The 12,819-nt window shown below is 61.0% G+C and carries 13 protein-coding genes and 1 pseudogene; 6 read left to right on the plus strand and 8 right to left on the minus strand.

Translation table 11 applies throughout. The features are described 5' to 3' along the window. Positions 1 to 87: 87 nt before the first annotated feature. Positions 88 to 192, minus strand: a pseudogene (locus BI292_RS29165) (thioredoxin-disulfide reductase); the annotation flags it as partial. A 349-nt stretch (positions 193 to 541) separates the two neighbouring features. On the opposite strand from BI292_RS29165, the gene BI292_RS12565 reads away from it, so the two are divergent. The 6 genes from BI292_RS12565 to cysG all read left to right on the plus strand — a co-directional run bounded on the left by BI292_RS12565 (position 542) and on the right by cysG (position 8,252). Beyond that, positions 542 to 2,947, plus strand: a complete 2,406-nt coding sequence (locus BI292_RS12565; protein ID WP_101208059.1) for a DNA translocase FtsK — start codon at positions 542 to 544, stop codon at positions 2,945 to 2,947. A 70-nt stretch (positions 2,948 to 3,017) separates the two neighbouring features. Continuing rightward, positions 3,018 to 3,641, plus strand: a complete 624-nt coding sequence (lolA, locus tag BI292_RS12570) for an outer membrane lipoprotein chaperone LolA (protein ID WP_092270028.1) — start codon at positions 3,018 to 3,020, stop codon at positions 3,639 to 3,641. Positions 3,642 to 3,862: 221 nt separating this feature from the next. Then, entirely contained in the window at positions 3,863 to 5,185 is a 1,323-nt protein-coding gene (locus BI292_RS12575; RefSeq protein WP_101208060.1) for a replication-associated recombination protein A, read from the plus strand. Beyond that, entirely contained in the window at positions 5,186 to 5,560 is a 375-nt protein-coding gene (crcB, locus tag BI292_RS12580) for a fluoride efflux transporter CrcB (protein ID WP_092270023.1), read from the plus strand. A gap of 16 nt (positions 5,561 to 5,576) precedes the next feature. Beyond that, positions 5,577 to 6,857 (plus strand): serine--tRNA ligase, encoded by a 1,281-nt coding sequence (gene serS / locus BI292_RS12585; RefSeq protein WP_101208061.1) that lies wholly within the window; start codon positions 5,577 to 5,579, stop codon positions 6,855 to 6,857. Further along, the gene (cysG, locus tag BI292_RS12590) at positions 6,858 to 8,252 is read left to right on the plus strand and encodes a siroheme synthase CysG (protein WP_092270017.1); all 1,395 of its coding nucleotides are present in this window, start codon (positions 6,858 to 6,860) and stop codon (positions 8,250 to 8,252) included. It begins immediately after the preceding gene. Between the two features lie 161 nt (positions 8,253 to 8,413). Here cysG and BI292_RS12600 read toward each other — a convergent pair whose 3' ends face one another. The 7 genes from BI292_RS12600 to BI292_RS12630 all read right to left on the minus strand — a co-directional run bounded on the left by BI292_RS12600 (position 8,414) and on the right by BI292_RS12630 (position 12,792). Next, complete coding sequence (locus BI292_RS12600) at positions 8,414 to 9,415, minus strand: glutathione S-transferase family protein (RefSeq protein WP_092270014.1); 1,002 nt, start codon at positions 9,413 to 9,415, stop codon at positions 8,414 to 8,416. A gap of 90 nt (positions 9,416 to 9,505) precedes the next feature. Then, on the minus strand, positions 9,506 to 10,507 hold the full coding sequence (locus BI292_RS12605; RefSeq protein ID WP_101208062.1) for a glycosyl transferase family protein: 1,002 nt from the start codon (positions 10,505 to 10,507) through the stop codon (positions 9,506 to 9,508). Further along, positions 10,504 to 10,839, minus strand: a complete 336-nt coding sequence (locus tag BI292_RS12610; protein ID WP_101208063.1) for a TusE/DsrC/DsvC family sulfur relay protein — start codon at positions 10,837 to 10,839, stop codon at positions 10,504 to 10,506. The genes BI292_RS12605 and BI292_RS12610 overlap by 4 nt, the downstream gene beginning before the upstream one ends. Further along, a complete protein-coding gene (tusB, locus tag BI292_RS12615) occupies positions 10,836 to 11,129 on the minus strand; it encodes a sulfurtransferase complex subunit TusB (protein WP_101208064.1) in 294 nt (97 codons plus the stop codon). The genes BI292_RS12610 and tusB overlap by 4 nt, the downstream gene beginning before the upstream one ends. Next, entirely contained in the window at positions 11,129 to 11,491 is a 363-nt protein-coding gene (tusC, locus tag BI292_RS12620) for a sulfurtransferase complex subunit TusC (protein WP_101208065.1), read from the minus strand. Before tusC ends, tusB begins: the two co-directional genes overlap by 1 nt. Before the next feature lies 1 nt (position 11,492). After that, complete coding sequence (tusD, locus tag BI292_RS12625) at positions 11,493 to 11,885, minus strand: sulfurtransferase complex subunit TusD (RefSeq protein ID WP_092269999.1); 393 nt, start codon at positions 11,883 to 11,885, stop codon at positions 11,493 to 11,495. A gap of 202 nt (positions 11,886 to 12,087) precedes the next feature. Next, a complete protein-coding gene (locus tag BI292_RS12630; protein ID WP_101208066.1) occupies positions 12,088 to 12,792 on the minus strand; it encodes a YoaK family protein in 705 nt (234 codons plus the stop codon). Positions 12,793 to 12,819 lie beyond the last annotated feature (27 nt).

Here is a 12,819-nt window from a genome sequence, read left to right on the forward strand (position 1 = left end):
GTTGTAACCAAGTCAGCATGGCGTTTGGGCTTGCAGAAGGGGAGGGTGGTGGCGGGCTTGGCGGCTCGCCGTGAAGTCGCGTGTTGCGCGCCGCTGCAACTTGGCGCTGCGGGCGTGGTCGTAGACGATCTCTGGAACAAAGCGCATGGCGTGTTTTTGCATGCTTTCCATCAGCGCAGGGCCGTCAGGGCCGAATGCTGGAATGCCAAGGAGTGAAAGCTTAGCCTCGCTCATAAAAACACCTCATAAGCCTTTGTCACAAAAGACAATGCGTGCTCAAATTGAGCCGCGCGTCCTGCGCCGTGGCTATGCTACATCACGGGGCGCGAAGCATGGCAACGGGCGAACAAACCCGTACAATGCCCGCTTGTAACGGCGCGTGTAGCAAAAAACTGCCACGTGCACTGTTTTGCAACACGGGGGCGCAGTGTTAAAAGTAGTCCCGGATACGCCTGATAACTTTTTTACCTGCCTGGATTGGGCAGTTTTTTTATAGTCATTCAACAGATGGACGCGCCACAGGCGCAGGAAAAGTAGCGTTTTGAAGAAATCCACCGCAGCACCTAAACCAGCCGTCGTGCCGCTCTGGCGCCAGCAATTGCACTACCGACTCAAGGAAGGTGCGTTGATCGCCATCGGCGCCTTGTGCCTGTTCCTGATGATGGCCTTGTTGACCTATGGCAAGGACGATCCGGGCTGGAGCCATAACAGCAAGATCGACGACGTGCAGAATTTCGGCGGTCCGGCCGGTTCCTACAGCGCCGACATCCTGTTCATGATCCTCGGCTACTTCGCCTACATCTTCCCGTTATTGCTGGCGGTCAAGACCTACCAGATCTTCCGTCAACGCCACGAGCCGTGGCAGTGGAGCGGCTGGCTGTTCTCCTGGCGCCTGATCGGTCTGGTGTTTCTGGTGCTGTCGGGCGCGGCTTTGGCGCACATTCATTTTCACGCCGCGACCGGTTTGCCGGCCGGCGCGGGCGGGGCGTTGGGCGAAAGCCTTGGCGATCTGGCGCGCAATGCCCTGAACATTCAGGGCAGCACGCTGCTGTTCATTGCCCTGTTTCTGTTCGGCCTGACGGTGTTCACCGACCTGTCGTGGTTCAAGGTCATGGACCTCACCGGCAAGATCACCCTCGACCTCTTCGAACTGTTCCAGGGCGCCGCCAACCGCTGGTGGGCCGCGCGCACAGAGCGCAAGCAACTGGTCGCGCAATTGCGCGAAGTCGATGATCGAGTGCACGACGTGGTCGCGCCAACCGTCACCGACAAACGCGAACAAGCCAAGGTCAAGGAACGCCTGATCGAGCGCGAGCAAGCGCTGAGCAAGCACATGTCGGACCGCGAAAAGCAGGTGCCGCCAGTGATTGCCCCGGCCCCGGTCAAACCGGCCGCGCCGAGCAAGCGCGTCGAGAAAGAAAAACAGGCGCCGTTGTTCGTCGACAGCGCCGTCGAAGGCACCTTGCCGCCGATCTCGATTCTCGACCCGGCAGAAAAGAAACAACTCAATTACTCGCCCGAATCCCTGGCTGCGGTTGGCCACTTGCTGGAAATCAAGCTCAAGGAATTCGGCGTCGAAGTCACCGTGGACTCGATTCATCCTGGCCCGGTCATTACCCGTTACGAAATTCAACCCGCGGCCGGGGTCAAGGTCAGCCGCATCTCCAACCTGGCCAAAGACTTGGCGCGTTCGCTGGCCGTGACCAGTGTGCGGGTGGTTGAAGTGATTCCGGGCAAGACCACCGTCGGTATCGAGATTCCCAACGAAGACCGGCAGATCGTGCGTTTCTCCGAAGTGCTGTCGTCGCCCGAGTACGACAACTTCAAATCGCCAGTCACGCTGGCGCTGGGTCATGACATCGGCGGCAAACCGGTGATCACCGACCTGGCAAAGATGCCGCACTTGCTGGTGGCCGGTACGACCGGTTCCGGTAAGTCGGTGGGCGTGAACGCGATGATCCTGTCGATCCTGTTCAAGTCTGGCCCGGAAGACGCCAAGCTGATCATGATCGACCCGAAAATGCTTGAGCTGTCGATCTACGAAGGCATTCCGCACTTGCTCTGCCCGGTAGTCACCGACATGAAGGACGCGGCCAACGCCCTGCGCTGGAGCGTGGCGGAGATGGAACGTCGCTACAAACTGATGGCGAAGATGGGCGTGCGTAACCTGTCCGGCTTCAACCAGAAGGTCAAGGACGCCGAGGACGCCGGCACGCCGCTGTCCGATCCGCTGTACAAGCGCGAAAGCATTCACGACGAAGCGCCATTGCTGCACAAGTTGCCGACCATCGTTGTGGTGGTCGACGAATTTGCCGACATGATGATGATCGTCGGTAAAAAGGTTGAAGAACTGATCGCACGTATCGCGCAGAAGGCGCGTGCGGCCGGTATTCACTTGATCCTCGCGACCCAGCGTCCGTCGGTTGACGTGATCACCGGTCTGATCAAGGCCAACATCCCGACGCGCATGGCGTTCCAGGTGTCGAGCAAGATCGATTCGCGGACCATCATCGACCAGGGCGGCGCCGAACAATTGCTTGGCCACGGTGACATGCTCTACATGCCGCCGGGCACCAGCCTGCCGATTCGTGTGCACGGCGCGTTCGTTTCCGATGACGAAGTTCACCGCGTGGTGGAAGCGTGGAAACTGCGCGGCGCTCCGGAATACAACGACGAGATTCTCGCTGGCGTCGAAGAGCCGGGCAGTGGTTTTGAGGGTGGCAGCAGTGGCGATGACGACAGCGAATCCGACGCGTTGTACGACGAAGCCGTGCAGTTCGTGCTGGAAAGCCGTCGCGCTTCCATTTCGGCAGTTCAGCGCAAACTGAAAATCGGCTACAACCGCGCCGCGCGCATGATCGAAGCCATGGAAATGGCCGGGGTCGTGACGTCCATGAACACCAACGGTTCGCGTGAAGTCCTGGCCCCGGGCCCGGTGCGCGACTGATTTGATTGAAACACTGCGCTGGCGCAATGACGCGTCGGCGCACTCCCCACGAATGTTCAAGAGGACTCCCATGCGTCTTATCCGCATGCTGTTGCTGCCAGTTCTGGCGTTGACCACACTCTCGGCCCACGCCGATGACAAGGACGTGGCGCGCCTGACCCAATTGCTCGAAACCTCCAAGACCCTGACCGCGCGCTTCTCGCAACTGACGCTGGACGGCGGCGGGACGCAGTTGCAGGAAACCACCGGTGAAATGTCGCTGCAGCGTCCGGGCCTGTTTTACTGGCACACCGACGCCCCGGCCGAAACCACCGTGGTCTCCGACGGCAAGAAAGTCACCCTGTGGGACCCGGACCTGGAACAGGTGACCATCAAGACCCTCGACCTGCGCCTGAGCCAGACCCCGGCGTTGCTGCTGTCCGGTGACGTATCGAAGATCAATCAGAGTTTCGACATCAGCGCCAAGGAAGCCGGCGGCGTGATCGATTTCACGCTGAAGCCGAAGACCAAGGACACCCTGTTCGACAGCCTGCGTTTGTCGTTCCGTAATGGCCTGGTCAATGACATGCAATTGATCGACAACGTCGGTCAGCGCACCAACATTCTGTTCACCGGCGTAAAAGCCAACGAATCGATTCCGGCGTCCAAGTTCAAGTTCGACATCCCGAAAGGCGCGGACGTGATTCAAGAATAAACCGCTGACTGTGCTCGGCGCTTGTTTGGCGAGCGTGCCGTTGTGGCGAGGGGGCTTGCCCCCGTTGGGTTGCGAAGCGACCCCAGACCCAGCAGCCACGATTTGCCAGCAGGTAATGGTTTGACGACTGCTGCGCAGCCGAACGGGGGCAAGCCCCCTCGCCACAGGGTATTCGGCAGAATTAAGAGTCAGGTAATAAAGCGAGGTTTCAACCGTACGTGATGGACCTGTTTCGCAGTGCCCCGATAGCTCAGCCCTTGGCCGCTCGTTTGCGTGCTACCAATCTGGATGAGTACGTCGGTCAGGAACATCTGCTCGCTCGCGGCAAGCCTTTGCGTGAAGCGCTGGAGCAGGGTGCCTTGCATTCGATGATCTTCTGGGGACCGCCGGGCGTGGGCAAAACCACCTTGGCGCGGTTGCTCGCAGAAGTTTCCGATGCGCACTTCGAAACGGTTTCAGCGGTATTGGCCGGCGTGAAAGAAATCCGCCAAGCAGTGGAAATCGCCAAGCAGCAGGCCGGGCAGTACGGCAAACGCACCATCCTGTTCGTCGACGAAGTGCACCGTTTCAACAAGTCGCAGCAGGATGCGTTCCTGCCTTACGTTGAAGACGGCACGCTGATTTTCATCGGCGCAACCACCGAAAACCCTTCCTTCGAACTCAATAACGCTTTGCTCTCGCGGGCGCGCGTCTATGTGCTCAAAAGCCTCGACGAAGCGGCGCTGCGCAAATTGGTGCACCGCGCACTGACTGAAGAGCGCGGCCTCGGCAAACGGCAACTGACCCTCAGCGATGAAGGCTTCCAGATGTTGCTGACCGCCGCCGATGGCGATGGCCGGCGCCTGCTCAACCTGCTGGAAAACGCCTCGGACCTCGCCGAAGACAACAGCGAAATCGGCATCGACCTGCTGCAAAGTCTGCTCGGCGACACCCGTCGGCGTTTCGACAAGGGCGGCGAAGCGTTCTACGACCAGATTTCCGCGCTGCACAAATCGGTGCGCGGCTCCAATCCCGACGGCGCGCTGTACTGGTTCGCGCGCATGATCGACGGCGGTTGCGATCCGCTGTACCTGGCGCGGCGCGTGGTGCGCATGGCCAGCGAAGACATCGGCAACGCCGACCCGCGCGCTCTGAGCCTGTGCCTCGCGGCGTGGGAAGTGCAGGAGCGCCTCGGCAGCCCCGAAGGTGAATTGGCCGTGGCCCAAGCCATTACTTATCTGGCCTGTGCGCCGAAAAGCAACGCGGTGTACATGGGGTTCAAAGCGGCGATGCGCAGCGCCACCGAACACGGTTCGCTGGAAGTGCCGCTGCACCTGCGCAACGCCCCGACCAAACTGATGAAACAACTCGGTTACGGCGACGAATACCGTTACGCCCACGATGAGCCGGATGCCTACGCCGCGGGCGAAGACTACTTCCCGGAAGAACTCAAGCCACAGCCGTTCTATCAGCCGGTGCCGCGAGGCCTGGAGTTGAAGATCGGCGAGAAACTCAACCACCTCGCCCAACTGGATCGTCTGAGCCCTCGCCAGCGGAGAAAATAAGTGATTCGAACAATTCTTGCGGTGTCGGTGGCCGGTATCGCTGGTACATTACTGCGTTTCGCAGCCAGCACTTGGGTCAGCGCAAACTGGCCAAAGCATTTTTACCTGGCAACGCTGGCCGTCAATCTTGTGGGCTGCCTGATCATCGGTGTGCTGTACGGCTTGTTTCTGACACGCCCGGAAGTCCCGATCGAAATTCGTGCCGGCCTGATCGTCGGTTTTGTAGGCGGTCTGACGACCTTTTCATCCTTTTCACTGGATACGCTGCGCCTGCTGGAAAGCGGGCAGGCACCGATAGCCTTCGGTTATCTGGCCATCAGCGTGTTCGGCGGGCTGCTCGCCACTTGGGCTGGCCTGTCCTTGACCAAACTTTGATAAACGAGAGACCGACATGCTCGATTCCAAACTGTTACGTAGCAACCTTCAGGACGTAGCGGACCGCCTGGCATCCCGTGGCTTTGTACTGGATGTTGCGCGCATCGAAGCGCTGGAAGAACAGCGCAAGACCGTCCAGACCCGCACCGAAGCACTGCAGGCTGAACGTAATGCGCGCTCCAAATCCATCGGTCAGGCCAAGCAGCGCGGCGAAGACATCGCACCGTTGATGGCTGACGTCGAGCGCATGGCGAACGAATTGAGTGCCGGCAAAGTTGAACTGGACCAGATCCAGACCGACCTCGACTCGATCCTCTACGGCATTCCGAACCTGCCGCACGAATCCGTGCCGGTCGGCGCCGATGAAGACGGCAACGTCGAAGTGCGCCGTTGGGGCACGCCGACCGCGTTCGATTTCCCGGTTCAGGACCACGTCGCGCTCGGTGAGAAATTCGGCTGGCTCGACTTCGAAACCGCCGCCAAGCTGTCCGGCGCCCGTTTCGCCCTGCTGCGTGGCCCGATCGCGCGCCTGCATCGCGCCCTCGCGCAATTCATGATCAACCTGCACACCACCGAACATGGCTATGAAGAGGCGTACACGCCTTATCTGGTCCAGGCACCGGCGCTGGTCGGCACCAGCCAATTGCCGAAGTTCGAAGAAGACCTGTTCAAGATCACCCGCGAAGGCGAGGCCGATCTGTACCTGATCCCGACCGCCGAAGTGTCGCTGACCAACATCGTTTCCGGGGAAATCCTCGACTCGAAATTGCTGCCGATCAAATTCGTCGCACACACGCCGTGCTTCCGCAGTGAAGCCGGTGCGTCGGGCCGTGACACTCGCGGGATGATTCGTCAGCACCAGTTCGACAAGGTTGAAATGGTCCAGATCGTCGAGCCGTCGACGTCGATGGAAGCGCTGGAAGGCCTGACCGCCAACGCCGAGAAAGTCCTGCAATTGCTTGAGCTGCCGTATCGCACCCTGGCGCTGTGCACCGGCGACATGGGCTTCAGCGCGGTCAAGACTTACGACCTCGAAGTGTGGATTCCGAGCCAGGACAAGTACCGCGAGATTTCCTCGTGCTCCAACTGCGGCGACTTCCAGGCCCGGCGCATGCAAGCGCGTTTCCGGAACCCGGAAACCGGCAAGCCTGAGCTGGTCCACACCCTCAACGGTTCCGGCCTGGCGGTCGGTCGCACCTTGGTTGCGGTATTGGAAAACTACCAGCAGGCCGACGGATCGATCCGCGTGCCTGAGGTGCTGAAACCGTACATGGGTGGCCTTGAGGTCATCGGCTAAATGGACTATCTGCCGCTGTTTCATAACCTGCGCGGCAGTCGTGTGTTGGTCGTCGGCGGCGGGGAAATTGCCTTGCGCAAGTCCCGCCTGCTGGCCGAAGCCGGTGCGCTGCTGCGGGTAATTGCGCCTGAAATCGAACCGCAATTGCGCGAACTGGTCACCGGCAGCGGCGGCGAGTGCCTGTTGCGCGGCTACGTTGAAAGCGATCTCGACGGTTGCGGGCTGATCATTGCCGCCACCGACGACGAGCCGTTGAACGCGCAAGTCTCCGCCGACGCTCATCGGCGTTGCGTGCCGGTCAATGTGGTCGATGCGCCAGCCTTGTGCAGCGTGATTTTCCCGGCGATTGTCGACCGCTCGCCGCTGATCGTCGCAATCTCCAGCGGCGGCGATGCGCCAGTGCTGGCTCGCCTGATCCGCGCCAAAATCGAAACCTGGATTCCTTCCACTTACGGGCAACTCGCTGGTCTGGCTGCGCGGTTTCGCAGCCAGGTCAAAGGTCTGCTGCCGGATGTGCAGCAGCGCCGGGCGTTTTGGGAAGACGTATTTCAGGGGCCGATTGCCGACCGGCAACTGGCCGGGCAGGGCGGTGAAGCCGAACGTTTGCTGCTGGCGAAAATTGCCGGCGAGCCGCCGAAAAAAACCGGTGAAGTGTATTTGGTCGGTGCCGGCCCGGGCGATCCGGACCTGCTGACGTTCCGTGCCTTGCGCCTGATGCAGCAAGCCGATGTGGTGCTGTACGACCGCTTGGTGGCACCAGCGATTCTCGATTTGTGCCGTCGCGATGCGGAACGGGTCTACGTCGGCAAACGTCGCGCCGAACACGCCGTGCCGCAGGATCAGATCAACCAGCAACTGGTCGACCTGGCCAAGGCTGGCAAACGTGTGGTGCGCTTGAAGGGCGGCGATCCGTTTATCTTCGGCCGTGGCGGCGAAGAAATCGAAGAACTGGCGGCGCACGGCATTCCGTTTCAAGTGGTGCCGGGTATTACCGCAGCGAGTGGTTGCGCGGCGTATGCGGGGATTCCGCTGACGCATCGCGATCACGCGCAGTCGGTACGCTTTGTCACCGGGCATTTGAAGGACGGCTCGACCGATTTGCCGTGGGCCGATCTGGTTTCACCGGCGCAAACCCTGGTGTTTTACATGGGGTTGGTCGGGTTGCCGATCATCTGCGAGCAGTTGATCAAGCACGGTCGCGGCGCGGATACACCGGCGGCGTTGATTCAGCAGGGCACCACGGTTAATCAACGGGTGTTCACCGGCACCTTGGCCGATCTGCCACAAATGGTCGCGGACCACGAAGTGCATGCGCCGACGCTGGTGATCGTTGGGGAAGTGGTGCAACTGCGCGAGAAACTGGCGTGGTTCGAAGGCGCGCAAGCGCAAGTCTGACCTGTGGCGAGGGGGCTTGCCCCCGTTGGGGCGCATAGCGGCCCTGAAGCGGCGAGCGAGTTCTGGCTGAAAAGACCGCGCTCGCTGTTTTGCGACTGCTTCGCAGCCTAACGGGGGCAAGCCCCCTCGCCACGTGCCCACTCTCGGGTTGCAGCGGCGTATCAGGCCTTGCGCCAAACCCCTTTCCCGCTCAACCGCGCCCGATCATGGCTGGCGGTGAAATCCTGCTCCGGCCCTTTCGGCACAACGCCCGTCGGATTGATGGTCTTGTGGCTGCCGTAGTAGTGATGCTTGATGTGCTGGAAATCCACGGTTTCCGCGATCCCCGGCCACTGGTACAACTCGCGCAGCCAGTTCGACAGATTCGGATAATCGGCGATCCGCCGCAGGTTGCACTTGAAGTGCCCGTGATACACCGCGTCAAAACGAATCAGCGTGGTAAACAAGCGAATGTCCGCTTCAGTCAGGTATTCGCCGACCAGATAGCGGTTCTCGCCCAGCAATAACTCCAGACGGTCCAGCTCGGCAAACACCTCATCAAACGCTTCTTCATAAGCGTTCTGCGAAGTGGCGAACCCGGCGCGGTACACGCCGTTATTCACCGCCGGATAAATCTGCTCATTCAGCGCGTCAATCTCACTGCGCAGCGGCGCCGGATAGAAGTCCAGATCATTGCCGGTCAAATCATCAAACGCGCTGTTGAACATGCGGATGATTTCCGCCGATTCATTGTTGACGATGCGATTTTGCTGCTTGTCCCACAACACCGGCACCGTCACGCGCCCGGTGTAGTTAGCGGTGTCGGCGGTGTAGCGCTGGTGCATGAAGTCGAAGTGATCGAGTTTGTCGCCGGTCGAACCGAGGTGCTGGTCGAAGGTCCAGCCGTTTTCCAGCATCAACCAACTGACCACCGACACATCGATCAGGCCTTCGAGGCCTTTGAGTTTGCGCAGGATCAACGTGCGGTGCGCCCACGGGCAGGCGAGGGAAACATAGAGGTGATAGCGCCCGGCTTCGGCCGCGAAACCGCCGACACCGGTCGGGCCTGGTTGACCGTCAGCGGTCAGCCAATTGCGCCGCTGCGCCTGTTCGCGCTGGAATGCGCCGTCCTTGCTGCTTTCGTACCACTGGTCGTGCCACTGGCCTTCGACTAATAAACCCATGATCAAGACTCCTCAACATATAAGCGTTGGAGAGGAGTCTATGCCGATGAGTTCGAACAAAAAGCGCAAAGCTTGGGCAGATATGATCGGTTAAATCGATCTGTCCCGCGCCGCCCAGTATTGTTCAGCGGTAGCGAAGGCTTGCTCGCGCGTCTGGCCGAGGCCGCGCAGGGCCAGAGCCATGGTCGCAATCAGGGCCATTTGCGGGTAGCTGTCGATCACGTCGCCGCGCCACACGGCTTTCAAATGCTCGGGATCGAGCGATGCCGGTTTGACGTGGCGCTGCGCCGATAATTGCGGCCATTCCTCATCCCAACTGACACCGCCGGTAGTGCCGTACAAATGGCTGTCGGCGTCCGGGTTGATCTCGATTTCGCCGCCATCGCCCTTGACCACAATTGCCGTGTCGCCCAGCAGACCGCTGGCATCGCGATGCACGGCCTGGTAGCCCGGATGGAAGATGCTTTGCAGACCGCAGCGCGCGCCCAGCGGATTGAGAATCCGCGCCAGCGAATGAATCGGCGAACGCAGGCCCAAGGTGTTGCGCAGGTCGATCATGCGCTGCAATTGCGGCGCCCAATCGACTAACGGCATGAACGCCAAGCCGCCATTATCGAGCGCATCGCCCACCTGTTGCCAATTGCGACACAACGGGATGTTCAACGTGTCCAGCAGTTGCTCGCTGTACAGCCGACCCGCCGTGTGCGCGCCGCCGCCGTGCATGAAAATCCGCACGCCATTCTGCGTCAGGCACTTGGCCGCGAGCAGGTACCACGGCAAGTGACGCTTCTTCCCAGCGTACGTCGGCCAATCCAGATCGACATGCAGCGCCGGCGCTTGCAGGCGTTCGCGCAGGGCTTCGGTGAAACCGGCCATCTCCTCGGCGCTTTCTTCCTTGTGCCGCAACAGCATCAGGAACGCGCCGAGCTGGGTGTCTTCGACCTGATCATCGAGCACGAAACCCATGGCTTGCCGGGCTTCTTCGCGCGTCAGGTCGCGGGCGCCGCGTTTGCCTTTGCCAAGGATTCGCACAAATTGGGCGAACGGATGTTCGGCCGGCGTTTCGAGGGTCAGTGCGGGGTAATCGGTCATAAGCAATTCGTCGGTTTGGGCAGGCCCGCCAGTTTCGCGGCGAGTTTGGCAGGGGTGCCTTTGAACAGTCGATTGAGGTGCAGGCTGTTGCCTTTTTCCGCGCCGAGCTTCAACGCGGTGTATTTGATCAGCGGACGGGTGGCCGGCGACAGCTGGAATTCGGCGTAGAAACTGCGCAGCAATTCGAGGATTTCCCAGTGTTCCGGGCTCAACTCGATGTCTTCGGCAGCGGCCAGAGCGCTGGCGACGTCGGCGGACCAGTCGCTGAGTTCCACGAGGAAACCGTCCTTGTCGAGTTCGATGGCGCGCGCGCCGACGGTCAGGGATTTCATAGCCAACTGTTGACCTTGTCGTAGGCAATCGACAGCTCGACGAAGGCCGGATAGTCGATCGCTTGCGCCCAATCCGGCACCGGCAGTGCGCGGGCCTGAGCGTCTTCGGCGAGTACCAAAAGCTTCACGCCACGGCTGCTCAGCGCCTGGAACGGCGCGGTGCCGGGTTGCAACGCATACGCCGCGTCGCCGCACAGCAGCAAGGCATCATTGGCGCCGATCACGCGCAGGCAACTGTTGAGGCGATCGTCGCCAAACGGGGAATGAGACAACACATGCAAAGTCGACATTAGAGGGTGATCACCTGGTCGTAACGGTCGATAAGGGCGGTGATTTGTTCGGCGCTCAGCACTTGAGCTTCCTGCAGCGCCAAGGCGTTCGGGTCCAGACCGCGTTCGGTGGCGCTGTCGGCGCAGGCGAACAGGTCTTCGACGCCAAACATCGGCAAGGCTTGCAGATTGGCGCTGAGGTCTTTTTGTTGCAGGGCCTTGGCGTCCTGTTGCGCGGCGAGCTGAAACACCCCGTCATCCAGAAACAGCAGGCCGATCGGCAGGTCGAACGCGCCGCCGGCCAGCACGATGTCCAGCGCTTCGCGGGCACTCGGGCCGGACCACGGCGCCTGACGGCTGATGACTAACAAGGATTTGGGCATGTCACGCGCCTCCGAAACAGATCAAACGGTCGGCATCCTGCACCGCGTCATGCAACTGGCCGAGGCCGGACAATTCCCACGGCGCGTCGACAGCCACGGCTTCGCGCTGATAGCGCTTGGCCTCTTCTGCGTTCAACACGCCACGGCGCAGAGCGGCGGCGATGCACACGACACCGTCGAGTTGATGTTCGGTGACGAAGGCGCGCCATTGTTTGGGCAGGTCTTGTTCGTCCTGCGGCGTGACCACGCTGGCGGCGGCGTTATATACGCCATCCTGATAAAAAAACAGCCGGACAATCTCATGCCCGCCGGCCAGCGCAGCCTGGGCGAACAGCAGGGCTCGGCGCGAGGAGGGCGCATGGGCGGCGGAAAACAGCGCGATGGCGAACTTCATGGCGGACTCGATCAGCAAAACTGCGGGCAATGATAAAGCTTTATCGTGGATGCGGCGAAGGGGGATTAGTCAGAGACCGAGGCGCGGCTTTCGCGAGCAGGCTCATTCCTACGGGGATCTGATCTGGGCGCAAATAGTCTGCTGGACGACATCCCATGTGGGAGTGAGCCTGCTCGCGATGACGGACTGCCAGCAAACACGGTCAGCGCGGCATATACCCCAACTGCCAACGCCGCGGAATCTTCAGCGACACCAGCCCGATCACCCCGGCCAGCAGCCCGCTGACAAACAATGCTTTCAGGCCCATTTGCTGTTCCAGCAGCGCGCCAATCACCGCGCCGGCAAACATGCCGGTCCAGGGAATCAACTGCACCCGCCAGCCATTACGCCGCTCGCCGAGCATCCAGCGGCCCAATCCACGACCAAATCGCGACAGCGCGCCCGTGACATACGTCAGGCCTACCGGCAGCCCATTCACTTCTTCCACCGCCGCATTGAGCATGCCCATGGCGATAATCGCCGCCAGCAGCGCCGGCAATTGTTGCTCGGATGGCCACGCCGCCGCGCCGCAGAGCAACGTGGCGATGCACAACAGCAATGGCAGCGCCCGTCGCCCGCCGAGGCGGTTGACGACGATGCCCAGCGCATTGCCGAGGATAAACGTGGTCACCAGAATCAGCAGGCGCGTGGTCAGACCGAGGTCGCCCTCGCTGATCGCTACGGCGAGGCGCGTGGTGTTGCCGCTCATGAAGGAGACGAAATCGCCGCTGGCCATGAAACCGATGGCGTCGGTCATGCCGGCGAGCACCGAGAGCGCCGCCACCAGCGACATGCCAATGCGCCCGCGCCATTTTTGCCGGTGCAGATGGCCGGGGCTGGCGCGGTGAGTGGAGGCGGATGGCAGCATCGGCGTCGGTCGTCCTCAGGCAGCGAG

The organism is Pseudomonas sp. 43NM1, from assembly GCF_002836905.1.
GTDB classification, from domain to species: Bacteria; Pseudomonadota; Gammaproteobacteria; order Pseudomonadales; family Pseudomonadaceae; genus Aquipseudomonas; species Aquipseudomonas prosekii.

What these genes read in the sequence shown, in the direction of transcription:
- BI292_RS12605 (WP_101208062.1), bottom strand. Translation starts at nt 10,507, where the DNA reads ATGACCGATTACCCCGCACTGACCCTCGAAACGCCGGCCGAACATCCG.
- tusB (WP_101208064.1), bottom strand. Translation starts at nt 11,129, where the DNA reads ATGTCGACTTTGCATGTGTTGTCTCATTCCCCGTTTGGCGACGATCGC.
- BI292_RS12575 (WP_101208060.1), top strand. Translation starts at nt 3,863, where the DNA reads ATGGACCTGTTTCGCAGTGCCCCGATAGCTCAGCCCTTGGCCGCTCGT.
- serS (WP_101208061.1), top strand. Translation starts at nt 5,577, where the DNA reads ATGCTCGATTCCAAACTGTTACGTAGCAACCTTCAGGACGTAGCGGAC.
- BI292_RS12610 (WP_101208063.1), bottom strand. Translation starts at nt 10,839, where the DNA reads ATGAAATCCCTGACCGTCGGCGCGCGCGCCATCGAACTCGACAAGGAC.
- BI292_RS12630 (WP_101208066.1), bottom strand. Translation starts at nt 12,792, where the DNA reads ATGCTGCCATCCGCCTCCACTCACCGCGCCAGCCCCGGCCATCTGCAC.
- cysG (WP_092270017.1), top strand. Translation starts at nt 6,858, where the DNA reads ATGGACTATCTGCCGCTGTTTCATAACCTGCGCGGCAGTCGTGTGTTG.
- tusD (WP_092269999.1), bottom strand. Translation starts at nt 11,885, where the DNA reads ATGAAGTTCGCCATCGCGCTGTTTTCCGCCGCCCATGCGCCCTCCTCG.
- lolA (WP_092270028.1), top strand. Translation starts at nt 3,018, where the DNA reads ATGCGTCTTATCCGCATGCTGTTGCTGCCAGTTCTGGCGTTGACCACA.
- tusC (WP_101208065.1), bottom strand. Translation starts at nt 11,491, where the DNA reads ATGCCCAAATCCTTGTTAGTCATCAGCCGTCAGGCGCCGTGGTCCGGC.
- BI292_RS12600 (WP_092270014.1), bottom strand. Translation starts at nt 9,415, where the DNA reads ATGGGTTTATTAGTCGAAGGCCAGTGGCACGACCAGTGGTACGAAAGC.